Origin of the sequence: Streptomyces sp. NPDC001796 (assembly GCF_042892355.1) — a bacterium.
GTDB lineage: Bacteria > Actinomycetota > Actinomycetes > Streptomycetales > Streptomycetaceae > Streptomyces.
Window position 1 is genome coordinate 208,716 of sequence record NZ_JBIAUC010000004.1, and the last position, 26,732, is coordinate 235,447.

The window sequence follows — 26,732 nt, forward strand, 5'->3', positions numbered from 1 at the left end:
GGGGGCCTTATCCCTTCACGGCGCCCGCGGTGAGGCCCGCGGCCATCTTGCGCTGGACGAGGAGGAAGAGCACGACCATCGGCACCGCCATCATCGTGGCGCCGGCCATCATGGGGGCGTACTCGGTGCCGTGCTTGGTGGTGAAGTTGCCTAGCCAGACCGTCGCGGTCTGGTGCTGCTGGCTCATCAGCATCAGGGCGTACAGATACTCGTTCCAGGCCTGGATGAAGCCGTAGACCGAGGTGGCGACCAGGCCGGGGGCCAGCAGCGGGAAGACCACGCGCAGGAAGGCGCCGGTGCGCGAGCACCCGTCCACCATCGCCGCCTCCTCCAGTTCGCGCGGGATGTTGACGATGAAGCCGCGCAGCGTCCACACCGTGAACGGGAGGATGAAGGTCAGGTAGGTGATGATCAGGCCGGACAGCTTGTCGTACTGGCCGAGGTCGTTGAGCAGGAGGAACACCGGGATGATCATGGCGATGAGCGGCACCATCTGGACCGCCAGGATGCCCACGATCACGATCTTCCGGCCGCGGAAGGCGAACCGGGAGATGGCGAGCGCCGCCAGCATGCCGACGACGATGCCGATCGCGACCACCGACAGCGACACGACGAGGCTGCGGCCGACCGGTCCCCAGAAGTCGGCGATGGCCAGCGCCCGGCGGAAGTTGTCCAGTGTGAGCCCCGTGGGCAGCAGGCTCGGGTCCGGGTCGATGGCGTCCTTCGCCGGCTTGAACGCCGTGTCGATCATCCAGTAGACGGGGAAGCCCGCGGTGAGGAGGACCAGCAGGCCGAGGAGGTTCCAGCCGAGCCGGGACCTGGTCCGGCGGCGGGCCACGGCGCGCCCGGTGAGCGTCGTCGCACTCGTGCCGCTCATGCCGCTCATGCCGCTCATTCGACTTCTCCGATCTTCAGCATCTGACGCATGTAGACGGCGACGACGCCGAGCAGCAACAGCACGGTGATCAGCGCGATCGCGGAGCCCTGGCCGTAGTCGTCGACCACGAACGCCCGGTCGTACGAGTACGTGGTGAGCAGCTGGAACTCGGCCTCGGGGTGGCCGCCGCGCATCACGAAGACCTGCGGGAAGACGCCCATGTCCCAGATGACGGAGAGGGTCGTGAGCATCACGATGATCGGCTTCAGGATCGGGAGGGTGACGTGGCGGAACACGCCCCAGGAGCCGGCGCCGTCGAGCCGGGCTGCCTCCTGGAGCTCGACGGGCACCTGGGTGAGGCCCGCGCCGAGCGTGATGACGACGAACGGGACGGCGCCCCAGACCACGAGCAGCATGATCACGGCCAGGCCCTGCGGTCCGCTCGCGAACCAGTTGTGGCCGATCAGATGCACGCCGGGCAGCTTGCTCAGCAGGGCGTTGAGAATGCCGTAATCCGAGTCGAACAGCCATTTGAAGACGGTGGTGGCCGCGATGACCGGCATACCCCAGCTGGCCACCAGCACGATGTTGATCAGCGTCTTCATCCAGCCGGAGACCCGCTGGAGCAGCAGCGCGATCAGCATGCCGAGAACCATGGTGAAGATCACCGAGCCCGCCGCGAAGACGACCGTGCGCACGACGACCGCCCAGAACTCGCCGTCCTGAAGCACGTTGGTGAAGTTGGCGAACCCTGCCGACTGGGCCGGCTGGAACCCCCACAGCTGGGACTGGCCGAACTTCTGGAAGGACAGGGTCACCAGGCGGACCAGCGGATAGCCCATCACCAGGGCGAGGACCAGCAGACAGGGGGCGAGCAGCGCCCAGGGCACGGCGGCCCCGCCCGGCGCCCGCCCTCTGCCCGGCCTCACGGCGACGGCGCCCGGTGGTGGAGGCGCCTGCCGCGGCGGCGGCACCTTGGCAGGGGTGGTCGTGTCTGCGGCACTCATCGCGCGCTCCTCAGCGGTCCTTCAGGTCGTACGAAGGCGAAACCCGCACGGCCGCAGGAGGACGGCGGCCCGCCCCCACGGTCGTACGAGACGCAGGGCCCCTCCCCGGACAACCGCGGCGTCCACGGGGCCCTGCCGTCGGCTCACTTGGTGTTGATGACCTTGTCGATCGCGGCGTCCGCTTCCTTCGCCGCGGCCTCGACCGACTTCTTGCCGGTGCCTATGTCCTGCAGCATCGTCTGCAGGACCTGCGCCTTCTCGACCTGGCCCCAGCCGGGTGCCATGGGGACGAACCAGTTGGACTCGGCCGCGGTGGCCGGGACCGCCGTCGCGGGGTCGTTCTTCAGGGTCGCCAGATCGGTCTTGTTGTTGGGCAGGTTGCCCTTGGCGATGAGGCCCTTCTGGCCCTGCGATCCCGTGAACGCGTTGATCCACTCGGCGGCCAGCGACTGCGCCTTGGACTTCACCGGGATCGCGAGGTCGGAACCGCCCAGGAACACGGGCATGTTCTTGCCGGACGGGCCGGGCATCACGAAGTTCTCGAGGCCGGTCTTCAGCTTGCCCCCGGTCTTGTCGGCCTTCGGGTCGGCCGCGGCCGCGCCCTCCCAGGCCGCGCCGAAGATCATGGCGGACTTGCCCTGGCCGTAGACGATGTACCGGTCCGACTCGTCCTTGGTCTTGTCGCCGTGCATGTACTTGTCGATGACCGACTTGAACTCGCTGAGGCCCTTGAGGGACTCGGGCGAGGAGAGGTCGGCCTTCCACTGGCCGCCCTCCTGCTTGGCGATGGACCCGCCGGCGTCGTAGACGAAGGACATGGCCGCGTACCAGTCGCGCGTGGGCTGGTACCAGGCGCTGAACCCGCTGCCCTCCTTCTGCTGGATCTTGTCCAGGTCGGCGGTGAGCTCCTGGTACGTCTTCGGCGGCGTCTTCACACCGACCGAAGCGGCGATGTCCTTGCGCCAGTTGGCGACGCGGCCGCCGGCGTAGTAGGGAACGCCGTAGGTCTTGCCGTCGTACGTGACGGACGACTTGAGGCCGTCGAGCCACTGGGCGGAGTTGTCGAACTTGGCCGGGTCCACCGGGGCGAAGGCGCCCTTGACCATGTAGCCGAGCATCTCGGTGTTGCCCATCTCGACCACGTCGGGCGCCTTGTCGGTGGCGAGGACGGCGTCGAGCTTGGTGTTCTTGTCCGGCCAGCCGTAGTACTCGTGGTTGATCTTCAGGCCCGGGTGCTTCTTCAGCACCGCGTCGTCGGCGGCCTTCACCAGCGCCGGCCAGTTGTTCTGGGCGTCGACCGTCAGCCAGACGGTGAGCTCCTTGGCGTCCGCCCCCGTGCTCGACCCGCCGGACTTCCCGCCCCCGCATGCCGCGATGGAGACCATCATGCCCGCGATACCGATCGCGACTGTCAGTTTGCGCTTCACGCCATCCTCCTCAGGGATGCCACAAACCCCCCTTGTCCCCGCGGCGTGACGACGCGCACCGCCCGTGGGGCCGGGACCTGGACCAATGGTGTAGACCAGTACGGGGGAGCTTGGCTCAGACCAATAGGCGCGTCAAGGGTGTTCGAGCCGCTCAGGGCGTTCGTTATGCGACCTACATATGAAAGGACCTTTAAGTAGGAACCCAGCGAAAACGGGCACACGGATTCCCATGGCCGCGACTGGACCACTTCCACTATGTGGACTAGACCAGCGAGGGGTCCGACGGTATACAGAGGGGATCCCCGTCCGTGGAACGGGGATCACGGAGCGTGGGGCTCTGCTCCCATGAAGCCGTGCCACGATGTGAGCCGTGACCGACTGCCTGTCGGTCGCTTCGGCATCCGGAGCCGGGAAGGCAGAGCATGAGCACCGACGTCAGCAGTGCGGAGAGCGAGGGCGGGACGACCGTCCGCACCGCGCGCGTGCCCAAGTACTACCGTCTGAAGAAGCATCTGCTCGACATGACGGAGACGCTGGCGCCGGGCACGCCGGTGCCGCCCGAGCGCACGCTGGCCGCGGAGTTCGACACCTCCCGCACGACGGTGCGCCAGGCGTTGCAGGAGCTGGTCGTCGAGGGACGGCTCGAACGCATCCAGGGCAAGGGCACGTTCGTCGCCAAGCCGAAGGTGTCCCAGGCGCTGCAACTGACCTCGTACACGGAGGACATGCGCGCGCAGGGCCTGGAGCCCACCTCGCAACTGCTGGACATCGGCTACATCACGGCCGACGACACGCTCGCCGGGCTGCTCGACATCTCGCCCGGCGGCCGGGTGCTGCGCATCGAGCGGCTGCGCCTGGCGAGCGGCGAGCCGATGGCGATCGAGACCACGCACCTGTCCGCCAAGCGCTTCCCGGCGCTGCGCCGCTCGCTGGTGAAGTACACCTCCCTCTACACGGCGCTCGCGGAGGTCTACGACGTCCATCTCGCGGAGGCCGAGGAGACCATCGAGACCTCGCTGGCCACCCCGCGCGAGGCGGGTCTGCTCGGCACGGACGTGGGCCTGCCGATGCTGATGCTCTCCCGCCACTCACTGGACCGCGAGGGCAAGCCGGTGGAGTGGGTGCGGTCCGTCTACCGAGGCGACCGCTACAAGTTCGTGGCGCGGCTGAAGCGGCCCGCGGAGTAAACCAGCCCCGCCTTAAGGGCCTGGTCACGACCGATATACGGACGAGGGCTTCCGCTTTCATGACGGGGTCACCTACATTGCCTGCGCATTACACAGGTGCACAGGTGACCAGTGAGGGGACGGAGCCGCATGTCCGATCAACCAGATGCAGCCAGAGCGGCGGTGGTGACGCCCGTGCGCGTCGTCATCGCCCTCTGCCTTGTAGCACCCTTCGTCGCGATGCTGTGGGTCGGCTCGTACGCCAAGACGGACCCCGCGTTCATCGGCATCCCGTTCTTCTACTGGTACCAGATGCTGTGGGTGCTCATCTCCACGGCGCTGACGATGTTCGCGTACAAGCTGTGGCAGCGTGACCAGCGCTCCCGCGCGGGCCGGAAGGGGGGTGCGTCGCAGTGAAGGACGGCGTGAACGGCGTCGCACTCGGCGTCTTCATCTTCTTCTTCCTGGCCGTCACCGTCATGGGCTTCCTGGCGGCGCGCTGGCGCAGGGCCGACAACGAGCACAGCCTCGACGAGTGGGGCCTCGGCGGCCGCTCGTTCGGAACCTGGATCACCTGGTTCCTGCTCGGCGGCGACCTGTACACCGCGTACACGTTCGTTGCCGTGCCGGCGGCGATCTACGCGGCGGGCGCCTCGGGCTTCTTCGCGGTGCCCTACACCATCCTGGTGTACCCGCTGATCTTCACCTTCCTGCCGCGCCTGTGGTCGGTCTCGCACCGGCACGGATACGTCACGACCTCGGACTTCGTGCGCGGCCGGTTCGGTTCCAAGGGCCTGTCGCTGGCGGTGGCGCTCACCGGCATCCTGGCGACCATGCCGTACATCGCGCTCCAACTGGTGGGCATCCAGGCCGTCCTCGACGTGATGGGCGTGGGCGGCGGCGAGAACACCAACTGGTTCGTGAAGGACCTGCCGCTGCTGATCGCCTTCGGTGTGCTGGCCGCGTACACGTACTCGTCGGGCCTCAGGGCGCCCGCGCTGATCGCGTTCGTGAAGGACGCGCTGATCTACATCGTCATCGCGGTGGCGATCATCTACATCCCGATCAAGCTGGGCGGCTTCGACGACGTCTTCGCGAAGGCAGGGCATGCGTTCGCTCAGGTCAACCCGGTGACCGGCAAGCCGCGCGGGGCCCTCGCGCCCTCGGAGGCGACCCAGTGGACGTACGCCACGCTGGCGCTGGGCTCGGCGCTCGCGCTGTTCATGTACCCGCACTCGATCACCGCGACGCTGTCCTCGCGCAGCCGTGAGGTGATCCGCCGCAACACCACGATCCTGCCGCTGTACTCGCTGATGCTGGGCCTGCTGGCGCTGCTGGGCTTCATGGCGATCGCCGCGGGTGTGAAGGTCAAGAACGGGCAGTTGGCGATTCCGCAGCTGTTCGAGAACATGTTCCCGGACTGGTTCGCCGGCGTGGCCTTCGCGGCGATCGGCATCGGCGCGCTGGTGCCCGCGGCCATCATGTCGATCGCGGCCGCGAACCTCTTCACCCGCAACATCTACAAGGACTTCATCAAGCCGAACGCCACGGCAGCGGAGGAGACCAGGGTCTCCAAGATCGTGTCGCTGCTGGTGAAGGTGGGCGCCCTGGTCTTCGTCCTGACCATGGACAAGACGGTCGCCATCAACTTCCAGCTGCTCGGCGGCATCTGGATCCTGCAGACCTTCCCGGCCCTGGTCGGCGGTCTGTTCACCCGCTGGTTCCACCGCTGGGCGCTGCTGGCGGGCTGGGCGGTCGGCATGGTCTACGGCACGCTGGCGGCATACGGTGTCGCGTCCCCGACCCAGTCGCACTTCGGCGGCTCCGCCAAGGAGATCCCCGGCATCGGGCAGATCGGCTACATCGGCCTGACGGCGTTCGTGCTGAACGTGGTGGTCACGGTGGTGCTGACGTTCGTCCTGAAGGCGCTGAAGGCTCCGGAGGGCATCGACGAGACGAAGCCGGAGGACTACACGGCGGACGCGGGCGACCCGGGGGTGCAGGTGGAACTGCCGCCGGCCACGGCCGGCACATCGCACTGAGCCCACGTCGTACGCGGGTCAGCGGGCCGTCGGAGAAAAATCCGGCGGCCCGCTGTCGTACCCGTCCGGCACACTCGGCCCCATGGACCTCACCATCCGGCAGGCGACCCCCGACGAGTACGACACGCTCGGCGAGATCACCGCGCAGGCCTACCTCCGGGACGGCCTCCTCGACTTCGGCGAGAGCGATGCCTACCTCGACGAACTGAAGGACGTGGCAGGGCGGGCCGCCACGGCACAGGTGCTGGTGGCCGTGGCGGACGGGCATGTGCTCGGCGGCGTCACCTTCGTGCCGACCGGCGGCGGCCCCATGGCCGACATCGCGGGGCCGGGAGAGGCCGAGATACGGATGCTCGCGGTCGCGCACGCCGCCCGCGGCCGGGGCGCAGGAGAGGCTCTCGTCCGGGCCTGCGTCGACCGCGCACGGGCCACCGACGGCTGCGTACGGGTCGTCCTGTCGACCCAGCGCACGATGCGCACCGCCCACCGCATCTATGAACGCCTGGGCTTCGTTCGCACACCCGAGCGGGACTGGAACCCGCTCCCCCATCTCGACGACATCACTCTCCTCACCTACGAGTTGACGCTCTGAGGCCGCAGCGACACAACATCTGGGGGTGGCGTCGCAGCCCGGCACAAGATGTATGCTCATGCTCGCTGTCGCCGCAGGGGAATCCGGTGCGAATCCGGAACTGTCCCGCAACGGTGTACTCGTACACGTATGCCCGCATGCCGTCGTACGAGCGTCAGTCCGAGGACCTGCCGACAGCGCGCCCGGCCGTCCGGTCCGGGTGCCCTGACGTCCGGGCCTCGTGGAATGGGCCGGTGGACGCGACGCCGCGTGCGCTCGTGAGCCGCCCTGCCCTCCGCCAGGCCCCGTGCCGAGCGAGGGAGAGCCCCACGTGACCATCGTGCCAGCCGATCCGGCTTCAGCCGCGGGCCTGGAAACCGACGGTCCCGGTGCCGCGCTGCTGCGGACCCTGACCGAGCTGACCGCCGACCTTCCCGACGCCGACCCCGGCAGGGTCGCCGCCGCCGCGCTGCGCGGCCGGTCCGCCCGCGCCGACGAGGCCGAGCTGCGCGAGCTGGCCACGGAGGCGGCCGCGGGCCTCATCTCCGAGGACCCCGCCTACTCGAAGCTGGCCGCCCGCCTGCTGACCATCGGCATTCGCGCCGAGGCCGCCTCCCAGGGCGTCACGTCGTTCACCGAGTCCATCGCCGTCGGCCACCGGGAAGGGCTCATCGCGGACCGCACCGCCGCGTTCGTGCGCCTGCACGCCGACCGTCTCGACGCCCTGGTGGACGAGCGGGCCGACGACCGCTTCGGCTACTTCGGCCTGCGCACCCTGTACAGCCGCTACCTCCTGCGGCACCCGATCACCCGCAAGGTCGTCGAGACGCCCCAGCACTTCATGCTCCGCGTCGCCTCCGGACTCGCCGACGACACCGCGCTCGATCCACAGACGGGCAGCCGGTCGGTGGACGACGTCGCCGCGCTCTACGGGCTCATGAGCCGGCTCGACTACCTCCCGTCCTCCCCCACCCTCTTCAACTCCGGTACCCGGCACCCCCAGATGTCGTCCTGCTACCTCCTCGACTCCCCGAAGGACGAGCTGGACTCCCTCTACGAGCGCTACCACCAGGTCGCCCGCCTCTCCAAGCACGCCGGCGGCATTGGCATCGCCTTCTCCCGCATCCGCTCCCGCGGCTCCCTGATCCGCGGCACCAACGGGCACTCCAACGGCATCGTCCCGTTCCTGAAGACCCTCGACGCGTCGGTCGCCGCCGTGAACCAGGGCGGCCGGCGCAAGGGTGCCGCCGCCGTCTACCTGGAGACCTGGCACTCCGACATCGAGGAGTTCCTGGAGTTGCGGGACAACACGGGAGAGGACGCCCGCCGCACCCACAACCTCAACCTGGCGCACTGGGTCCCGGACGAGTTCATGCGCCGGGTCGACGCCGACGAGCAGTGGTCGCTGTTCTCCCCCTCGGACGTGCCCGAGCTGGTCGACCTGTGGGGCGAGGAGTTCGACGCCGCCTACCGCAGGGCCGAGGCGGCAGGCCTGGCCAAGAAGACGATCCCCGCCCGGGACCTGTACGGCCGCATGATGCGCACCCTCGCGCAGACCGGCAACGGCTGGATGACGTTCAAGGACGCCGCCAACCGCACCGCCAACCAGACGGCCGAGCCGGGCCACGTGATCCACTCCTCCAACCTCTGCACGGAGATCCTGGAGGTCACGGACGACGGGGAGACGGCGGTCTGCAACCTGGGGTCGGTCAACCTGGGCGCGTTCGTGGCCGACGGGGACATGGACTGGGAGCGGCTGGACGCCACCGTCCGCACCGCCGTCACCTTCCTCGACCGCGTCGTCGACATCAACTTCTACCCCACCGAGCAGGCGGCCCGCTCCAACGCCAGGTGGCGTCCCGTCGGCCTCGGTGTGATGGGCCTGCAGGACGTCTTCTTCAAACTGCGGCTGCCCTTCGACTCCCCCGGGGCCAAGGCCTTGTCCACGCGGATCGCCGAGCGCGTCATGCTCGCCGCGTTCGAGGCCTCCGCCGACCTCGCCGAGCGACACGGCCCGCTCGCGGCCTGGGAGAAGACCCGCACCGCCCGGGGCGTGCTGCACCCCGACCACTACGACGTCGAGCCGGCCTGGCCGGAGCGCTGGGCGGCCCTGCGCGAACGCATCGCCGCGGTCGGCATGCGCAACTCGCTGCTGCTCGCCATCGCGCCCACCGCGACCATCGCGTCCATCGCGGGTGCCTACGAGTGCATCGAGCCCCAGGTCTCCAACCTCTTCAAGCGCGAGACGCTGTCCGGCGAGTTCCTCCAGGTCAACTCGTACCTGGTGCAGGACCTCAAGGCACTCGGCGTCTGGGACGCGCGCACCCGCGAGGCGCTGCGTGACGCGAACGGCTCGGTGCAGTCCTTCTCCTGGATCCCCGAGGACGTCCGCAAGCTCTACCGGACCGCGTGGGAGGTCCCGCAGCGCGGCTTGATCGACATGGCCGCCGCCCGCACCCCGTACCTGGACCAGGCCCAGTCGCTGAACCTGTTCATGGAGACTCCGACCATCGGCAAGCTCTCCTCGATGTACGCCTACGCCTGGAAGCGGGGCCTGAAGACGACCTACTACCTGCGCTCCCGCCCGGCGACCCGTATCGCCCGCGCCGCACGGGCCGGGGCCACCGTCCCCGTACAGCAGTCGGCCCCGGACGCCGAAGCCGTCGCCTGCTCCCTTGAGAACCCCGAGTCCTGCGAGGCCTGCCAGTAATTCCCACCCGCCACCCGACCACCACCCCTGGAGGACGGCGCTTCGCGCCGACTGTTATGACTGACCAGAACCTGCTCGACCCCGGCTTCGAGCTGACCCTGCGTCCCATGCGCTACCCGGACTTCTACGAGCGCTACCGGGACGCCATCAAGAACACCTGGACCGTGGAGGAGGTCGACCTCCACTCGGACGTCGCCGACCTCGCCAAGCTCACCCCGGGCGAGCAGCACCTGATCGGCCGCCTGGTGGCCTTCTTCGCGACCGGCGACTCGATCGTCGCCAACAACCTGGTGCTGACCCTCTACAAGCACATCAACTCGCCCGAGGCGCGCCTGTACCTGTCGAGGCAGCTCTTCGAGGAGGCCGTCCACGTCCAGTTCTACCTGACGCTCCTGGACACCTACCTTCCTGACCCGGACGACCGGGCGGCGGCCTTCGCGGCCGTGGAGAACATCCCGTCCATCCGTGAGAAGGCCGAGTTCTGCTTCACATGGATGGACTCCGTCGAGAAGATCGAGCGCCTGGAGACCAGGGCGGACCGCCGTCGGTTCCTCCTCAACCTCATCTGCTTCGCCGCCTGCATCGAGGGCCTCTTCTTCTACGGCGCCTTCGCGTACGTGTACTGGTTCCGCAGCCGGGGCCTGCTGCACGGCCTGGCCACCGGCACCAACTGGGTGTTCCGCGACGAGACGATGCACATGTCGTTCGCGTTCGACGTCGTGGACACCGTCCGCAAGGAGGAGCCGGACCTCTTCGACGACGAGCTCCGGCAGCAGGTCACCGACATGCTCCGGGAGGCTGTCGAGGCCGAGCTGCAGTTCGCCCGAGACCTGTGCGGTGACGGCCTGCCGGGCATGAACACCGACTCGATGCGGCAGTACCTGGAGTGCGTCGCCGACCAGCGCCTCACGCGCCTCGGGTTCGCCCCGGTGTACGGCTCGGAGAACCCCTTCTCCTTCATGGAGCTCCAGGGCGTCCAGGAGCTGACGAACTTCTTCGAGCGGCGTCCGTCGGCGTACCAGGTCGCCGTGGAGGGCACCGTCGACCTGGACGAGGACTTCTGAACGCCTGCGGCGCAGGTTCGGGCGGCCCGCGTGCCGCCTGAACCTGCGCCCGTCGCGAGGGGCGTCAGCGGGGCAAGGCCCGCAGCAGCAGCCGGCGCGGGCGGAGCGTGATGCCGATGCGGGGCCCGGGCTCGGACCCAGGTGCCTGTTCGAAGCGGTAGGCGGAGGCCATCGCCGCGGTGAGGAGCGTGAGTTCGGCCATCGAGAAGTGGTCGCCCGGGCACTTGCGGTTGCCGACGCCGAACGGGGTCATCGCGTGCTTGGGGACCTCCTTGGCCCGCTCCGGAAGCCACCGGTCGGGGTCGAACTCCAGATGCCGCCGGTAGGAGCGCGGATCACGCTGAATCGCGTACGGGCTGTAGACGACGTCGGCCCCGGCCGGGATGCGGTATCCGCCGAGCCGTGTGTCGGCCACCGCCCGCCGCGTCAATATCCATACGGCGGGATGCAAACGCATTGTCTCGACGATGACGTGCGCGGTGTACGTCAGCTTCCGGACGTCCTCGAATGCGACCGGCCGGTCACCCACGACGGTTTTCACCTCGTCGCGGACCTTGTCGCCCTGATCGGGGTGCTCGGTGAGGACCTTCAGGAGCGACATGATCATGGAACCGACGGTTTCGCTTCCGGCGGTGATGATGGCGACGACCTGGTCGTGGATCTCCTGTTCCCCGATGGCCTCGCCATTCTCGTCCTTCGCCTCCAGCAAAGCCGTCAGCAAATCGTCCGGCTTTTGACCGGATGCCCGGCGGTCGGCGACGATCTCGTCGACCAGGAGATGCAGATCGGCCAATGCCCGGTTGAATTCGCGGTTGGCCGGAAGCGGCAGGCGATAAAGCGGCCCCAGGGGCAGGACCATGCGCTGGTACATCCCGCTGAACAGTGTGGTGAGCGCCGCACAGATCCGCTCGGCCCGGGCGTCCATGTAACTGCCGCGCATCAGGCAGCGGGTGGCGACGCGGACGGCCACGCGGAAGGCCTCCGTGGTGGTGTCGAGGGCGGCGCCGGAGCGCCAGCGTTCGACGAGCGCGTGCGCCTCCTCCGCCATGATCGGGCCGTAGGCGGGGATGGCCTCGAGCCGGAAGGCGGGCTGGATGGCCCGCCTCTGGCGCCTGTGCAGCGGCCCGTTGCTGGTGGCCACGCCCTGTTTGCCGAGCAGGTCCTCGAGGGACTCCCACAGTGCCCCGCCGATCTGGAAGTCGGTGCTGAGGGCGAGGGCGCCGGCGAGTTCGGGGCTGGTGACCGCGTACAGCGTCTTCGGGCCGATCCTCAGCCGTACGACGTCGCCGTCGTCCCGCAGCCGGGCGAGGAAGCCGAGCGGGTCGCGGGCCAGTTTCCAGCCGTGTCCGAGACCGGGGACGCCGCCCGCGGCGAGCGGCGGAACAGACGGCTCCATCGGCGCCTGGGCCCTGACCGATTCCAGAGTCATTTCTCACCTGCCGCTTCGTTGTCGACGTACGGGGGTGTCGACCGGTCGTCCCAGCTGTCGACCCGGTACCGGCCGGACTCGTGATGGAACCAGTACACGGTGCTGAACCAGTTCCGCATGTTTGCGACGATCGCCCTGACCGCGATGCCCAATTCCTTTTCCCGCACCGTGCCGTCCGCGAGGGTGTCGGCGAACCGCAGTGCCTCCTTTTCGGCGGTGACGAAATCCGTGACGCATTGCCCGACCCGTCGCCGTATTTCTCGGACGGCCTCTTCCAGCGTCAGCCCCTCATGATGGATGAGACTGATTCCTAGATTGTGGACCTCGTCCCCCGCTATTTCCTTGGGGAGGGAACACAGGTCGTTGTACCAGGCGGCGAACTCCTGACTCAGCAAGGCCGCCCGCCGGTATGCGGGGTGTTTCCTGACGTGCTCCGGCAGTTCGCATTCGGCACTCAGCTCCAGCAGATCCGTCCAGATCCAGTGCGCGAAGGTGAGCCGGCGCAGTGCGAGGTAGGCGTCCACCGTCGGGACGCGCCCCAGGGTGCGGTTGCGGAACTCCCGGTCGTACGCCTCGATCACCGCGTGGAAGTGCCGGGCGAAGCGCGCGTTCCACGTGGGGCCGAGGAACGAGTACAACCGCAGCACGCTGTCCGCGAACCCGGCCACCAGGGGGTCCTGATGGTGCAGATGGTCCGCGGGTGAGTCCAGGGCCTTGTGCAGTCGCGACCTCAGCCTGCCCCAGGCAGCGGGCCGGCGGTGCACGATGTCCCGGTCGTGGCGGTCGTCCCAGACGAAGAACCACGCGCTGTAGTCGGCTATCGCCTGCAGGACCTCGTCGGGGGCGCCGATGTAGTAACCCGCCATGAGGTCGGTGTAGCACAGTCCGTCGGCATATTCCTCGACCTTGTCCGCCGGCATGAGCCGCTTTTCCAGCAGCCAGGAACGTGTCTTCTCCTGCAGGCGGGGCCAATACGGATGCAGTCGACGGGGAAACGCGGCCTCGATCACCGGCAGTCGGAGCGCCGGTGGAACCGCGACCGCGGTCACCGTCGGTGAAGTGCTGTGTGGGAAAGCTGGCACGAACAAACCCCTCTCAGCGGCCGGTTGGCGCCGCGCCCCTCCGTCGTGCCGAGCGCAGCGCCGTCGCGTTGTCCCGCGCATTCCATTCAGCACTACAACTGACCGGCATGGGAACGGATTTGCTCCACTCACTCCCCCACTGTGCCGAGATTCTCCCCTTGCGTGACTGATTAAGGATCAGTTCATGCGTACAAGGGATCGAACGTGCGACGCACACATGAACGCGACACCTACGCGAACGGCGCCGGGCAGGGCGTAGTGCCCGGCCGGCGCCGTCGACGAGGAAGTGCCGGGGTGTCCGAGACACCCCCGGTGGCTCAGTCGTTGGGCACCACGGGGTAGCGGGGCTCGTTCTCGGCCATCTGCCGCAGGGCGTCCTTGCGTTCGCGCTTGGAGAGCCGGTCGATGTAGAGGTAGCCGTACAGATGGTCCGTCTCGTGCTGCAAACACCGCGCGAAGTAGCCGGTGCCGCGCACCTTGATCGGGTTGCCCTTCTCGTCCTGCCCGGTGACCTCGGCGTAGTCGGGTCGGGCGAGCGGCGCGTAGGCGGTCGGCACGGACAGGCAGCCCTCGTTGCTGTCGTCCAGACGGCGCTTGTCGGCGGGCAGGTCGACCAGCTTGGGGTTGCAGACCACGCCCACGTGGCGCACGCCCTCGTCGTCCTGGCAGTCGTAGACGAAGACCTTCAGATCGACACCGATCTGGTTGGCGGCCAGGCCCACGCCCTCCGCGGTGCGCTGGCTGGCGAACATGTCCGCGACCAGCTGCTCGAGCTCCTCGCCGAACTCGGTGACGTCCTTGCACTCCTTGTGCAGCACCGGGTTCCCGACAACGGTGATCGGCCGCGAGGTGCCGCGCTCCCGCCAGGCCGTCTCGCGCTCCTCGCAGTCCTCCGTGTCGACGACGAAGCCCTCGTCGTCGACGGGGAGCACGCCCGCGTGCTGCTGATCGGTGTCCTGCTGCGCCATGACCGACGTACGCCTTCCTGCAACCATGGGGAAATCTGCGAGTACAGCCTACGGGGCGTGGCCGGGCGACCTCCCCGGGAGACCTGTGAAGGCCCGGTCAACACACCTCTTCGAGGTCCCGCCAGTCCCGGGAATCAGGACTGTCCGCGACCCACCCGTCCAGCAGCCCCCGAACGAGCGATGCCGGCGCGGCCACCCCGCACTCCCGCTCGGGCACCCACAGCTGCCCGTCCGTGCGGTGCCCCAGCGGCCCCGGGTGACCGGGCTCGCTGTGGTCGTGCGGGTCGAGGTGCTCGCCGTCACCCTCGTCGGCCGGCATCCGTGACTCGGAGCACGTACGGCACAGCAGCCGCACGGACGAGGACCAGTCCTCCGCGGCGAACCCGGCGTCGGCGGCCAGTTGCTCCAGCGCGTCCCGGTCGGCCTCCGTGGCGGCCTCCAGCAGGACCACCCAGGTGGGCACCGGCGAGGGCGCCCACAGCTCGATCTCGTCGAAGACGGGGTAGGTGTGCCCGACGGCTGTCGTGCGCTCCCCGTGCGGTACCCCGTCGTGCAGCACGACCTCGCCCCAGCGGCGCCCGGAGGACGGCAGCGGGATGGAGAGCACCTCGATGCGGGCGGGGTCCAGCCGGCGGCCCCAGACCACCTCGGCCTCGCCCTCCGGCGACAGCCGCACGGCCGCGCTGCCGAGCTCCATCCCGACGGGCTCCGAGGAGACCGCGGCACCCCCCGGGACCTTCAGCCCGTACGCCTGCCAGGCGCGGCGGGCCAGCGGCCAGTCCTGCAGGGCGGTGGCGGCGATGCCCACGTTCCACCAGTCGGGCGCCCCGGTCTCCTTCTCGAGCAACGCCACCGCGCGCAGCCCGGCGGTGCGGGCCTGCTCCCAGTCGTGGCGGAACTTGTGCAGCAGCGCCAGGTTGAACCAGGACTCCGAAAGCCAGGGCTCCAGATCCGCGGCGCGGGTCAGCAGCGCTCCCGCGTCCTCGTACCGGCCGTCACCGATCAGGGTGAACGCGCGGTCGGTGGCCTGCCGCCAGGAGGCGGAGGGCCGGTGCCGTCCCTTCCCGAAGATCCTCACGATTCCGCCTGCCAGTCCCTTGCGATTCCCGCCTGCCGGATTCCTGCCGTCTGCGGGGGCCACGGACCGAGCTGTGCCCCCGAACACCCTCTCCTCGCATCCAACCACGTACGGCCGGACGGGCGCTCATTACCCATGGGTTACCCCACCGCCGGAGCCCTCAGACCGTCTCGCTGCAGCACTCGTGCGAGTGATTCCACGACCTCCGGCTGGTAGTCGTGGGCGCAGGCGAGCCGCAGCCGTTCCAGCGCGCTGAGCGGTCCCCCCGGTCCCGTCTCTTCCATCGTCATCTCGTCGTACGCGTTGACCGCCCGGACGATTCTGGCGCTCACCGGTTGTTCCCGGTAGGGGTCGGCCTGCCGTTCCACGACGACGGCCACCTCGGCGTCCACGCCGGTCTGACGCACCACGGCGCCGCCGAGCAGGGCGATGCGCCGCTGCTCCTCGGCGGGCAGCCGGGCGGTGGCCCCGGCGGGTACGGGGTCGACCAGGCTGAGCTGTCCGATGTCGTGCATGAGGGCCGCGTACTCCAGGACGGTCAGCTCGGGCTCGGTGAGGCCCATCTCGCGGCCGACGGCCCTGCTGAGCTCGGCCACGCGGCGGGCGTGTCCGGGGGGCGTGTACCCGGCGATCTCGGGGGCACGGGCCAGGGAGACGATGGTCTGCCGGTAGGTGGTGCGCACGGCCGCGTAGCGCCGGTAGGAGAGCTGGGTGAGCAACAGCGGCAGCGAGAAGACGGGCAGCGCCCACAGGCCGACGACCGCGACGGCCAGGGACATCACGGCTCCCGTGGCGCACACCGCGGAGCCGATGCCGCGCCTGCCGCGCAGTTCGTCGCGCAGCAGCGGCCCGAACGGCCAGCGGGTCCGGCAGTGGGCGAGCGCGGCGGCGAGCACGGCGTCGCAGAGGGTGGTCAGGACGAGCAGGGCGACGACGACCAGCGCGTACGCGGGTCCGCTCCGGTTCTGCGGTCCGCCGTGGTGGTAGAGGGGCTGGAAGCAGACGGCGGCGAAGCCGACGGTGAGCAGGCGGCGGGTGAGGTGGTCGGTGGTGGGGCCGCGCCCGCGGGCCACGTGCGGCACGCAGCCGGCGAGGGAGGCCGCGAGCACCACCGCGACGACCTGGGGCACCCCATGGTGGGTGGGCCGGCCTGCGGTCTCCCCGAGGAGGGCGTAGGCGAGCGCCCCGGCCGCCCCGAGGGGTGCGGGCTCCCGCTCGCCGCTGCCGCTCCACCGGCCGAGCTCGCCGACGCCGACGAGCACCCCGAAGGCGAGGGCGGCACCGGGTTCCTCGAGGCCGTGCCAGAGGGTCTGGGCGAGACAGCCGGCGCCCAGGAGCCCGGCCGCCGCGTGGGCGAGGACGAAGGGGAGGCGGCGGCCGGCGGTCATGCACCGCCCCCATCCGGTCCCCGCCCGGCCGGGCGGCCGACCACGGGCAGGGCCGGAGGCGGCACCTTTCCGCGCGTCCGGGCTTCCCTGTCCTCCCCGCGCCGCTCCTCGTCCGCGGTCACCACCGGGTGCCGGCCTTCCCCACCCTCGGCTTCACTCGAGCGGGGGTACCCCCATCGTGCCAGCGCCCGGACGAACGCCCGTACCATCGCCGGGTCGAACTGCGACCCCGCGCACCGCTGGAGTTCGGTCAGGGCCGCGGCGACGGGGCGGGCCCGCCGGTAGGAGCGGGTGGAGGTCATGGCGTCGAAGGCGTCGGCGACGGCGACCACGCGGGCGCACTCGGGGATCCGGTCGCCCGTCAGCCCGTACGGATACCCACTGCCGTCGAGGCGTTCGTGGTGGTGGAGGATCGCGGACCGCGCCTCGTCGAGGAACCCGATGCCGCGGACCATCTCGTGGCCGTACTCGGGGTGCAGTTCGATGATCCGCCGCTCCTCGGGGGTGAGCGGCCCGTCCTTGCGCAGCAGCCTGGTGGGCACGCCGAGTTTGCCCACGTCGTGCAGGATCCCGGCGAACCGCAGCACCTCGACGCGTTCGTCGTCCATGCCGAGTTCGCGGGCGATCATCATCGAGGCCTGTCCGACCCGTTCGCTGTGCCCGCGGGTGTAGCCGTCCTTGATGTCGACCGCCTGGACGAGCGCCCGGATCGTGGCCTGATGGGCCGCCCGCTCGCGGTGGTACTGGGCGAAGACCCAGCAGGAGACATACATGGGCAGCAGCACGAGCATGGCCGCGAGCGGCCCGTACGTGCTGCGCCACAGCACGGCCATCATCAGTCCGGCCAGGCCGTGCACGGCGACGGGCGCGAGGGAGCGCAGGAACAGGCCGCGCCAGGCGGTGCGCGCCGGTACGCCTTCGGCGAGCGCCAGGATCCCGCCGTCGAGGACGGTGAGCGCCAGGCAGAACGCCACCACGGCGGCGCCCGCGGGCAGGAGCGCGTACGGGAAGCGGGGGCCGACGACCGCGTCGTGGCCGCCGAGCGACCAGTGCACCCGGGAGGCCGCCCACACGGCCAGGGCGAGCTGCGCGGCCCGCCAGGTCCGGCGCAGCCAGGCCGGCCGCCCGTCGACCCGGGCGAGCAGGGCGCCAGGCAGCGGCACGAGTGCGGCGGCAGGGGGCGGCAGCAGGAAGGCGGCGGCGAGCAGCACAGGGAAGAACGTGCCCATGCCGTCGGGGGCGTGTCGGCCCACGAGGGAGCACCGGGGGACCTGCTCGCAGCCGGCGTAGAGCAGGGCGAGCAGGGTGACCGCCCACCAGGGGACGGGCAGCTCCGGCACGGGGGCCACGCAGAACAGGGCTGCCAGGGCGGCACAGCCGACGTACACGTAGCCCCAAGGCCGAACCGGTCCCACGACGCCACCTCCCGCCGACCGGCGCCCGGCCCAGGAACCGGGCGGGCCCGGTCATGCCCCCATTCAGGCTCGGGAGCCTAGAGGGGCAGGTGGCGCACCGGGGTGGCATTGGCCGAATCCATGGGCTTTCGGCCCGTGGATTAGCACGTTCGAGTGACGAACTGCCGAGGATTGACCGAGCGCCCGAACTCGAGTTCAGGACTCCTGCGGAGTCGCGGTCACATCGTGCTCGGGGACCGTCTGGCCGGAGCGGATCAGCTCGATGCGGCCCATGACCTTCGCCCGCAGGTCCGTCGGCACGTCGTCATGGCCGCAGCACCGCTTGACCAGCTTCTTCACGGCCTCCTCCAGCCCGTACTTCTCCAGGCAGGGGGAGCACTCCTTGAAGTGCTGCTGGAACTTGGTGCGGTCGACGTCCGGCATCTCACTGTCGAGGAACTCGTAGAGATGGTCCAGGACCTCACTGCAGTCAGTCTCGTGCGGCTCTCCGCAGCTCATGAGCCCGAGCCTTTCTCGTTCGACTCTCCGGCGCCGGCCGGGACCAGCCCTCGCTCGCGGGCGTAGTCCTCGAGCATGCCGCGCAGTTGACGGCGGCCCCGGTGCAGCCGGGACATCACCGTGCCGATGGGTGTCCCCATGATGTCGGCGATCTCCTTGTAGGCAAAGCCCTCTACGTCCGCGAGGTAGACGGCGATGCGGAATTCCTCGGGGATCGCCTGGAGCGCTTCCTTGACGTCCGAGTCGGGAAGGTGGTCGAGCGCCTGCGACTCCGCCGAGCGCAGACCGGTCGACATGTGCGACTCGGCGCGTGCCAGCTGCCAGTCCTCGATCTCCTCGGCCGCGCTGCGCTGGGGTTCGCGCTGCTTCTTGCGGTAGGAGTTGATGAACGTGTTGGTCAGGATCCGGTACAGCCAGGCCTTGAGGTTGGTGCCCTCGCGGAACTGGTGGAAGGACGCGTACGCCTTCGCGTACGTCTCCTGCACCAGGTCCTCGGCGTCGGCCGGGTTGCGCGTCATGCGCAGCGCGGCCGAGTACATCTGGTCGAGGAATTCGAGCGCGTCCCGCTCGAAGCGCGCACTGCGCTCGGCGGACGACTCCATGCCTGTGCCCCGGCCCTCGGGCTGCTCCGCCTGGCCGTAGTCGGTCCCTGCGTCGGTACCGGTGACCGGACCCACCTCCTCCAGCGACGTGGCAGGACCGAAACCGATCCCACTCGAATCGGAGGATAGACGAACATCGTTGCCCGCCGCCGCTCGAATCGGAGCGGTCTTGGCCGCGTGCAGCACCGTCCAGTCCAGGTCAGCGCTGCTGCTGCGGCTCGGGCAGATGGTCGAACCCATGCGGCGGACTTCCTCTCGTCGGTGCGTACAGCACGCCCGGTGCTGTCTGATCCCGACAACAGTGGTCCGCCTCGCGACATTCCCACCGTCACCCCAGTGACGTGGCCCACTTCACGACGGCGTCGGTGATGGTCTCCAGGGCCTGTTCCTGGGTGATGTCCGCGCGCTTGGGCACCGCGAAGCCGTGGTCGCCGTACGGCACCCCGACGATCTCGTAGGAGCCCCCGGGGAACTCCTCGGGCCTGCCGAACGGGTCGTTGCCGCCCTGCACCACCAGCGTGGGCACGCCCGCGCCCAGCAGTTCGTCCGCCCGGGACTTCTCCGGCCTGCCCGGCGGATGCAGCGGGAAGCTCAGGGCGAGGACCGCGTGCGCGCCCAGCTCGGCGGCGGTGCGGCACGCGACCCGGGCCCCGGCGCTGCGTCCGCCCGAGACCACCGGCAGCCCCGGGGCGGCGAGCGCGGGCCACACCCCGCGCCAGCCCAGATCCAGCGTCTTCGGCGCGGGCGCCACCTTCTTGCCGGCGACGCGCCAGGGCTGCTCCACGAGCGCGACGCTAACGCCGTGCGCGGGCAGGACCCGGGCCAGTGCCTGGAGGTCGCGTGCCTCGATGCCGCCGCCGGCGCCGTGGCTCACGGCCAGGACCAGCCCCGCCTGCTTCGCCCGGTGCCAGGTGACGCGGGCCGTACCGGCGTCCGTCTCGACGCTCTGTGTCACATCGGTCACGTCAAAACAGTGTGCCCTCTTCGGGCCCCGCCAGCTCCTTCAGCAGCTCCGGGCCGTTGTTGCGGACGTTGCTGACCGCCGTGGAGACCGGGTAGGCGCGCATCAGCCCCGGGGGTGGCGGGTCCAGCAGGGAGCGCAGGTCGTCGGGGTCCGTGCGGGAGGGGTCGAGCCACGCGTCCCAGCGGTCCGGGGTGAGCATCAGCGGCATCCGGGGGTGGATGTCGGCCAGGGTGCGCGGGCCCCCGGCCGGCGCCACTGCCAGCGGTGTCGTCTCGGCCTCCGTGGTGATCACCGAGCAGGTCACCCACCAGGCCCGCGGGTGGTCGTCGGGCAGGGTCCTGTCCCGCCAGAACTCGTACAGCCCGGCCATCGCGAAGACCGTGCCGTCGGCGGGCAGCACGAAGTACGGCTGCTTGCGCGGGCGCTTGCGCCTGCCCTCGACCTCCAGGTCGCGCTCGTCCTTGCCGGTGACCCACTCGTAGTAGCCGTCGGCGGGCAGGATGCAGCGCCGGGCGGCGAAGGCCCGGCGGTACGACGGTTTCTCGTGCACGGTCTCGGCACGCGCGTTGATCATGCGGGCGCCGCCCTCGGGCGACTTGGCCCAGGAGGGGACGAGGCCCCACTTGAGCCTGCGCAGCTGGCGAACCGGGCGCGGGTCGTCGGCGTCCTTCACAGGACGGTCCAGGACCGCGTACACCTCCTTGGTCGGAGCCACGTTGTAGTCGGGCGCCGGAGACTCCTCCGGCTCCGACTCCTCGATCTTGTCGATTTCAAAGATTCCTGCGAGATCCTCGGGCCTGCGACTCGCTGCGTACCGTCCGCACATGCGTGCCACACTGCCAGATCCGCCGACGACCCTGGAGCCACTCACCGCAATGGACAGCCTCGCCTCGACCTCGCTGAGTTCGCTGCCCGATCTCTGGGACGAGGTCTTCGGCAGCCAACCGGACCCCGCTCTGTGGGTGGTGATCGCCACCATGGTCGCGGCGCTCGCCGTGGTCGTCCCGCACAGTCTGTGGCGGATATCCCGTAACGCGATCACCATCGCGCACGAGGGCGGCCACGGCCTGGTCGCGCTGCTCACCGGCCGCACGCTCACCGGAATCCGGCTCCACTCGGACACCAGCGGCCTGACGGTCAGCCGTGGCAAGCCGTACGGGCTCGGCATGATCCTCACCGCCGCCGCGGGGTACACCGCTCCCCCGCTCCTCGGCCTCGGCGGCGCGGCGCTGCTGGCCGCCGGGCACATCACCGCGCTGCTGTGGCTGGCGACAGCGCTGCTCGTGTCGATGCTGGTGATGATCCGCAACGCCTACGGGGCGCTGACCGTGCTGCTGACCGGCGGCACGTTCCTGGCGGTGTCCTGGCTGACCGGCCCGCAGGTGCAGGCGGCGTTCGCCTACGCGGCGGTGTGGTTCCTGCTCCTCGGCGGCGTACGCCCCGCCTTCGAGCTGCAGGTCAAGCGGTCGCGCGCGGGTGCCCGGGACTCCGACGCCGACCAGCTCGCCCGGCTGACGAACGTGCCCGCCGGGCTGTGGCTGTTCCTGTTCCATGCGGTGTCGCTGTGCTCCCTGATGGGCGGCGGACGCTGGCTGCTGGAGATGTGACGCCGAACGGGGCGCCACCGTGTCGATGTGCGGCACCGCCGCGAGGAGATCCCCTGTTCGACGGAGCCGGGGGACTTTGGGACGGCGACCGGCCATGACGGCGCCGCTCCCGAACGATGCTCCCCTCAACAGCGCCCTTATAGAGTGGGGCCATGGCCCCGAACCCCCCGCACACCGACCTCTGGCCCGCCCCGCACGCGAGCGGAGCCGTCGACGCGACGGTTCACGTGCCCGGGTCCAAGTCGGTCACCAACCGCGCCCTCGTGCTCGCCGCCCTCGCCTCCGAGCCGGGCTGGCTGCGCCGCCCGCTCCGCTCCCGCGACACCCTGCTGATGGCCGCGGCCCTGCGCGCGATGGGCGTCGGCATCGAGGAGACGGTGACATCCAGCTCCTCCGTCGCGGGCGGCCCGGACGGCTCCGGCGAGACCTGGCGCGTCATCCCCGCCGTACTGCACGGCCCGGCCACGGTCGACGTCGGCAACGCCGGCACCGTGATGCGCTTCCTGCCCCCGGTGGCCGCGCTCGCCGACGGCCCGGTCCGCTTCGACGGCGACCCGCGCTCGTACGAACGCCCCCTGAACGGCGTGATCGACGCCCTGCGCGCCCTCGGCGCCCGTATCGACGACGACGGCCGCGGCGCGCTGCCGCTGACCGTCCACGGCGGCGGCGCGCTGGACGGCGGACCGGTGTCGGTCGACGCGTCCTCGTCCTCCCAGTTCGTCAGCGCCCTGCTGCTGTCCGCCCCCCGCTTCAACCAGGGCGTCGAGGTCCGCCACACGGGTGCGACGCTGCCCTCCCTGCCGCACATCCGCATGACGGTCGACATGCTGCGCGCGGTCGGCGCCCAGGTCGACACCCCGGAGTCGGGTGGCGAGCCGAACGTCTGGCGGGTCACCCCGGGCGCCCTGCTCGGCCGTGACCTGACCGTCGAGCCCGACCTGTCCAACGCCCAGCCGTTCCTCGCCGCCGCCCTGGTCACCGGCGGCAAGGTCGTCATCCCGGACTGGCCGGCCCGAACGACGCAGCCCGGCGACCGCCTGCGTGAGATCTTCACCGAGATGGGCGGCTCCTGCGAACTGACCGAACGGGGCCTGGTCTTCACCGGCTCCGGTGCCGTCCACGGCATCGACGTGGACCTGAGCGAGGTCGGCGAGCTGACCCCGGGCATCGCGGCGGTCGCGGCCCTCGCGGACTCCCCGTCCACCCTGCGCGGCGTGGCCCATCTGCGGCTGCACGAGACGGACCGCCTGGCCGCCCTGACCAAGGAGATCAACGAACTGGGCGGTGACGTCACCGAGACCGCCGACGGTCTCCACATCCGCCCGCGCCCCCTGCACGGCGGGGTCTTCCACACCTACGACGACCACCGCATGGCCACCGCGGGCGCCGTCATCGGCCTCGCGGTCGAGGGCGTGCGGATCGAGAACGTGGCGACCACGGCCAAGACGCTGCCGGACTTCCCCGACCTGTGGACCGGGATGCTGGGGAACTGACGGGCGGACTGACGACCATGCGCCGCTACGGCAAGCACACCGACGAGGACGACATCCGCACGCGTCCCAACCGCAGGGGCAACCGGCCACGCACGAACATCCGGCCGAAGCACGAGGACGCGGCGGAGGGCCTGGTGCTCACCGTCGACCGCGGGCGGCTGACCTGCCTCGTCGAGGGCCGTACGGTCATGGCGATGAAGGCCCGTGAACTCGGCCGCAAGGCGGCGGTGGTCGGTGACCGCGTCGCCCTGGTCGGCGACCTGTCCGGCATGAAGGACACTCTCGCGCGGATCGTCCGTATCGAGGAGCGCTCCTCGGTGCTGCGCCGCACCGCCGACGACGACGATCCCTACGAGCGCGTGGTCGTCGCCAACGCCGACCAGCTGGCCATCGTCACCGCCCTCGCCGACCCCGAGCCGCGCCCGCGCCTGATCGACCGCTGCCTGGTCGCGGCCTACGACGGTGGCCTCGACCCGCTGCTGGTGCTGACCAAGTCGGACCTCGCCCCGCCCGAGAAGCTCCTGGAGCTGTACGGCGACCTGGACATCCCCTACGTCGTCACCAGCCGTGAGGAACTGGAGACCGGCGACGCCGCGGACCGGGTGCGCGCCCACCTCGACGGCAAGGTCACCGCCTTCGTCGGGCATTCGGGTGTGGGCAAGACGACCCTGGTCAACGCGCTGGTTCCGGAGGACCGGCGCCGCATGACCGGGCATGTCAACGCGGTCACGGGCCGTGGCCGGCACACCACGACCTCGGCGCTGGCGCTGCCGCTGCGGGAGGCGGACGGGTGGGTCGTGGACACCCCGGGCGTACGGTCCTTCGGCCTGGCCCACATCGATCCGTCCCGCGTCATCCACGCCTTCCCGGACCTCGAGCCCGGCACCGAGGGCTGCCCTCGGGCGTGCAGCCACGGCGAACCGGACTGCGCGCTCGACGCGTGGGTCGCCGAGGGGCACGCGGATCCGGCCCGGCTGTACTCCCTGCGCAGGCTGCTCGCCACGCGGGAACGCAGGGAAGGGGACTGACCTCGCCGGTGTTTGGGTCCCTCACACGCAGGTAAAGGCTTACACGCACCGAGATCCGACAGGGCCTGAGCAGTCGGCGTGGGGACGTGGAGGACGACACATGGCGTGGCTGCTGGTCATCGTGGCCGGACTTCTCGAGACCGGTTTCGCCGTCTGCCTCAAGCTCTCCCACGGCTTCACCAGGCTCTGGCCGACCATCGCGTTCTGCTGTTTCGCGCTGGGCAGCTTCGGCCTCCTGACGCTGTCCCTGAGGAAGCTGGACGTGGGTCCGGCGTACGCGGTGTGGACGGGGATCGGGGCGGCGGGGACGGCGATCTACGGGATGGTGTTCCTGGGTGACCTCGTGTCCACGCTGAAGATCGTCTCGATCACGTTCGTGATCGTGGGGGTGATCGGCTTGCAGCTCTCGGGCTCGGCTCACTGAGCCCGAGGGGGCACGCCCCACAAGAGGTGGGGTTCGGGGCGCACCTGCCGCGGCAGAGCAGCCCGCACCAGTTCCGCGACCCCGCTCTGCCCCGGCGGAGCCGCCACACACGACAGCGACAACCGGACGACCACCTCACAGGCACGGGCCAGCTCGGCTGCATCGCCCTTGCCCATGCCGGGCACGGCCACCGCCGCCACGGCGCGATCAAGGACCAGACCCACAAGATCCGACGGTGAGGGCAGTGGCCCATCGGCCCGCCGCTGTGCCGGTACGGCGGAGCCGGACGACACGGCCGCGAGCGACGGCGACGGCAACGACTCGCTCCAGCATCCGGTGAGCATCGCGCGGACGAGGAGGTTCTCGCGGGCCGCCGAGACGGTCCACTCCGCGGCCGAAGCCAGTCGCTCGCCGATGCCCCCGGGTACGGCGAGAGCCCTCTCGACACCGGCGAGGTACCCGTCCGCCTCCCGGCGCACCAGTGCGCGGGCGAGCCCGTCCTTGCTGCCGAACTCGTTGTACAGCGTCTGGCGGGAGACACCGGCCGCCGCGGCCACGTCCACCATGCGCACGGCGGACCACGGACGGCGCTGGAGCGCCGTATAGGCGGCGTCCAGCAGGGATTCCCGCGCTGCAGGCATCGTCGCCTCCCTCGGGACCAGCGGCTCTGACGCACAGGGTTGACGCGTGCACCAACCGTGTCAAGGGTTCTCGGCGGCATGGAAAGGCGCGCACCGGCCGTCACACGCCGCGATCGCACGGCGGCGCGGGGCCGCCCGCGGAGGCGCCCCAGGAAGATCCCCCGTCCCGTGTGGCCGGTGCGGCGAAGGGGCAGATACGGTTCGGTCATGCCCGACTATCTCGATGACCTGCGGCTCGCCCATGTGCTCGCGGACGCGGCCGACGCCGCGACCACGGGCCGGTTCAAGGCCCTTGACCTCAAGGTCGAGACCAAACCGGACATGACACCCGTGAGTGAGGCCGACAAGGCGGCCGAGGAGCTGATCCGCGGCCAGCTCCAGCGCGCCCGGCCGCGGGACGCGATCCTCGGCGAGGAGTACGGCGTCGAGGGCACGGGCCCGCGCCGCTGGGTGATCGATCCGATCGACGGCACCAAGAACTACGTGCGCGGCGTGCCGGTGTGGGCCACGCTGATCTCGTTGATGGAGGCGGGCGAAGGGGGCTTCCAGCCCGTCGTCGGTGTCGTCTCGGCGCCCGCGCTCGGCCGGCGTTGGTGGGCGGCGAAGGGGCACGGCGCGTTCACGGGGCGCAGTCTGTCCTCGGCGTCGCGGCTGCACGTGTCGCGCGTCTCAAGGCTGTCGGACGCGTCCTTCGCGTACTCGTCACTGTCCGGCTGGGAGGAGCAGGGCCGGCTGAACGGTTTCCTCGACCTGACACGCGCGGTGTGGCGCACCCGTGGCTACGGCGACTTCTGGCCGTACATGATGGTCGCGGAGGGGTCGGTGGACATCTGCGCCGAGCCGGAGCTGTCGCTGTGGGACATGGCGGCGAACGCGATCATCGTGACCGAGGCCGGCGGCTCCTTCACGGGCCTCGACGGCCGCCCGGGCCCGCACAGCGGCAACGCGGCCGCGTCCAACGGGCTGCTCCACGACACCCTGCTCGACCATCTGAACGACCGGTACTAGCCCGAGCGGTCCTGCCGGTATCCGAATGAGCGGTGCCAGCCCTACCGGTGACCAGCCCCTACCGGTGACCAGCCCCTACCGGTGACCAGCCCCTACCGGACGGTACGAGACACCAGGGGTGCACAAGGGTGCTTCTGTGCACCGCGAGCGCCCCTGAACTCACGTCGCGCGCCCTCTTGTTGACCGGCCCTTTGCCTGGGAACCTGGGCATCACCCACTTGTGAATTTGTGAAGCCTGGGGCG

General features: G+C 70.2%; 25 protein-coding genes and 1 riboswitch. Of the genes, 11 read left to right on the top strand and 14 right to left on the bottom strand.

What is annotated here, in order from left to right; translation table 11 throughout:
* Positions 1-7: 7 nt before the first annotated feature.
* The 3 genes from ACFYZE_RS10565 to ACFYZE_RS10575 form a co-directional block, all read right to left on the bottom strand.
* The gene (locus ACFYZE_RS10565; protein WP_388991446.1) at positions 8-877 is read right to left on the bottom strand and encodes a carbohydrate ABC transporter permease; all 870 of its coding nucleotides are present in this window, start codon (positions 875-877) and stop codon (positions 8-10) included.
* A 14-nt stretch (positions 878-891) separates the two neighbouring features.
* Positions 892-1,884, bottom strand: a complete 993-nt coding sequence (locus ACFYZE_RS10570; RefSeq protein WP_388990899.1) for a carbohydrate ABC transporter permease — start codon at positions 1,882-1,884, stop codon at positions 892-894.
* A gap of 143 nt (positions 1,885-2,027) precedes the next feature.
* Positions 2,028-3,311: an extracellular solute-binding protein gene (locus tag ACFYZE_RS10575; RefSeq protein ID WP_388990901.1), complete on the bottom strand. Its 1,284-nt coding sequence runs from the start codon at positions 3,309-3,311 to the stop codon at positions 2,028-2,030.
* A 422-nt stretch (positions 3,312-3,733) separates the two neighbouring features.
* On the opposite strand from ACFYZE_RS10575, the gene ACFYZE_RS10580 reads away from it, so the two are divergent.
* From ACFYZE_RS10580 to ACFYZE_RS10605, 6 genes are all read left to right on the top strand, one after another.
* The gene (locus ACFYZE_RS10580) at positions 3,734-4,498 is read left to right on the top strand and encodes a GntR family transcriptional regulator (protein WP_200419239.1); all 765 of its coding nucleotides are present in this window, start codon (positions 3,734-3,736) and stop codon (positions 4,496-4,498) included.
* Positions 4,499-4,627: 129 nt separating this feature from the next.
* Positions 4,628-4,894 (top strand): DUF3311 domain-containing protein, encoded by a 267-nt coding sequence (locus ACFYZE_RS10585; protein ID WP_388990903.1) that lies wholly within the window; start codon positions 4,628-4,630, stop codon positions 4,892-4,894.
* Positions 4,891-6,519, top strand: a complete 1,629-nt coding sequence (gene mctP, locus ACFYZE_RS10590) for a monocarboxylate uptake permease MctP (RefSeq protein WP_388990905.1) — start codon at positions 4,891-4,893, stop codon at positions 6,517-6,519. The genes ACFYZE_RS10585 and mctP overlap by 4 nt, the downstream gene beginning before the upstream one ends.
* A gap of 82 nt (positions 6,520-6,601) precedes the next feature.
* On the top strand, positions 6,602-7,111 hold the full coding sequence (locus ACFYZE_RS10595) for a GNAT family N-acetyltransferase (RefSeq protein WP_388990907.1): 510 nt from the start codon (positions 6,602-6,604) through the stop codon (positions 7,109-7,111).
* Between the two features lie 77 nt (positions 7,112-7,188).
* A riboswitch (cobalamin riboswitch) is annotated at positions 7,189-7,279 on the top strand.
* Positions 7,280-7,421: 142 nt separating this feature from the next.
* A complete protein-coding gene (locus ACFYZE_RS10600) occupies positions 7,422-9,800 on the top strand; it encodes a ribonucleoside-diphosphate reductase subunit alpha (RefSeq protein WP_388990909.1) in 2,379 nt (792 codons plus the stop codon).
* 56 nt (positions 9,801-9,856) lie between these two features.
* Complete coding sequence (locus tag ACFYZE_RS10605; protein WP_388990911.1) at positions 9,857-10,864, top strand: ribonucleotide-diphosphate reductase subunit beta; 1,008 nt, start codon at positions 9,857-9,859, stop codon at positions 10,862-10,864.
* A gap of 64 nt (positions 10,865-10,928) precedes the next feature.
* On the opposite strand, the gene ACFYZE_RS10610 is transcribed toward ACFYZE_RS10605, so the two are convergent.
* From ACFYZE_RS10610 to ACFYZE_RS10655, 10 genes are all read right to left on the bottom strand, one after another.
* Positions 10,929-12,293 carry a cytochrome P450 gene (locus ACFYZE_RS10610; protein WP_388990913.1) on the bottom strand — a complete coding sequence of 455 codons (1,365 nt, stop codon included), beginning with the start codon at positions 12,291-12,293 and terminating at the stop codon, positions 10,929-10,931.
* Positions 12,290-13,375 (bottom strand): epi-isozizaene synthase, encoded by a 1,086-nt coding sequence (gene cyc1 / locus ACFYZE_RS10615; protein WP_388990915.1) that lies wholly within the window; start codon positions 13,373-13,375, stop codon positions 12,290-12,292. Before cyc1 ends, ACFYZE_RS10610 begins: the two co-directional genes overlap by 4 nt.
* Positions 13,376-13,692: 317 nt before the next feature.
* Positions 13,693-14,343 (bottom strand): peptide deformylase, encoded by a 651-nt coding sequence (gene def / locus ACFYZE_RS10620; RefSeq protein ID WP_388990917.1) that lies wholly within the window; start codon positions 14,341-14,343, stop codon positions 13,693-13,695.
* A gap of 97 nt (positions 14,344-14,440) precedes the next feature.
* Entirely contained in the window at positions 14,441-15,421 is a 981-nt protein-coding gene (locus ACFYZE_RS10625) for a tetratricopeptide repeat protein (protein WP_388990919.1), read from the bottom strand.
* A 140-nt stretch (positions 15,422-15,561) separates the two neighbouring features.
* The gene (locus ACFYZE_RS10630; protein WP_388990921.1) at positions 15,562-16,809 is read right to left on the bottom strand and encodes an HD-GYP domain-containing protein; all 1,248 of its coding nucleotides are present in this window, start codon (positions 16,807-16,809) and stop codon (positions 15,562-15,564) included.
* Positions 16,806-18,224: an HD-GYP domain-containing protein gene (locus tag ACFYZE_RS10635; protein ID WP_388990923.1), complete on the bottom strand. Its 1,419-nt coding sequence runs from the start codon at positions 18,222-18,224 to the stop codon at positions 16,806-16,808. Before ACFYZE_RS10635 ends, ACFYZE_RS10630 begins: the two co-directional genes overlap by 4 nt.
* A gap of 195 nt (positions 18,225-18,419) precedes the next feature.
* Positions 18,420-18,722: a mycothiol system anti-sigma-R factor gene (gene rsrA / locus ACFYZE_RS10640; RefSeq protein ID WP_388990925.1), complete on the bottom strand. Its 303-nt coding sequence runs from the start codon at positions 18,720-18,722 to the stop codon at positions 18,420-18,422.
* Positions 18,719-19,399: an RNA polymerase sigma factor SigR gene (gene sigR / locus ACFYZE_RS10645; protein ID WP_219822307.1), complete on the bottom strand. Its 681-nt coding sequence runs from the start codon at positions 19,397-19,399 to the stop codon at positions 18,719-18,721. Before sigR ends, rsrA begins: the two co-directional genes overlap by 4 nt.
* Before the next feature lie 253 nt (positions 19,400-19,652).
* Complete coding sequence (locus tag ACFYZE_RS10650; protein ID WP_388991448.1) at positions 19,653-20,279, bottom strand: alpha/beta family hydrolase; 627 nt, start codon at positions 20,277-20,279, stop codon at positions 19,653-19,655.
* Between the two features lie 10 nt (positions 20,280-20,289).
* Complete coding sequence (locus ACFYZE_RS10655) at positions 20,290-21,114, bottom strand: SOS response-associated peptidase (protein ID WP_388990927.1); 825 nt, start codon at positions 21,112-21,114, stop codon at positions 20,290-20,292.
* 49 nt (positions 21,115-21,163) lie between these two features.
* On the opposite strand from ACFYZE_RS10655, the gene ACFYZE_RS10660 reads away from it, so the two are divergent.
* From ACFYZE_RS10660 to ACFYZE_RS10675, 4 genes are all read left to right on the top strand, one after another.
* Positions 21,164-21,895: a M50 family metallopeptidase gene (locus tag ACFYZE_RS10660; protein WP_388991450.1), complete on the top strand. Its 732-nt coding sequence runs from the start codon at positions 21,164-21,166 to the stop codon at positions 21,893-21,895.
* A gap of 152 nt (positions 21,896-22,047) precedes the next feature.
* On the top strand, positions 22,048-23,388 hold the full coding sequence (aroA, locus tag ACFYZE_RS10665; RefSeq protein ID WP_388990928.1) for a 3-phosphoshikimate 1-carboxyvinyltransferase: 1,341 nt from the start codon (positions 22,048-22,050) through the stop codon (positions 23,386-23,388).
* A 17-nt stretch (positions 23,389-23,405) separates the two neighbouring features.
* Entirely contained in the window at positions 23,406-24,416 is a 1,011-nt protein-coding gene (rsgA, locus tag ACFYZE_RS10670) for a ribosome small subunit-dependent GTPase A (protein WP_388991452.1), read from the top strand.
* A gap of 100 nt (positions 24,417-24,516) precedes the next feature.
* Entirely contained in the window at positions 24,517-24,840 is a 324-nt protein-coding gene (locus ACFYZE_RS10675; RefSeq protein WP_103839322.1) for a multidrug efflux SMR transporter, read from the top strand.
* On the opposite strand, the gene ACFYZE_RS10680 is transcribed toward ACFYZE_RS10675, so the two are convergent.
* Positions 24,834-25,481, bottom strand: a complete 648-nt coding sequence (locus ACFYZE_RS10680; RefSeq protein ID WP_388990930.1) for a TetR/AcrR family transcriptional regulator — start codon at positions 25,479-25,481, stop codon at positions 24,834-24,836. The genes ACFYZE_RS10675 and ACFYZE_RS10680 overlap by 7 nt on opposite strands.
* Positions 25,482-25,688: 207 nt before the next feature.
* Between ACFYZE_RS10680 and hisN the strand changes: the two genes are divergently transcribed.
* Entirely contained in the window at positions 25,689-26,489 is an 801-nt protein-coding gene (gene hisN / locus ACFYZE_RS10685; protein WP_388990932.1) for a histidinol-phosphatase, read from the top strand.
* Positions 26,490-26,732: the final 243 nt, after the last annotated feature.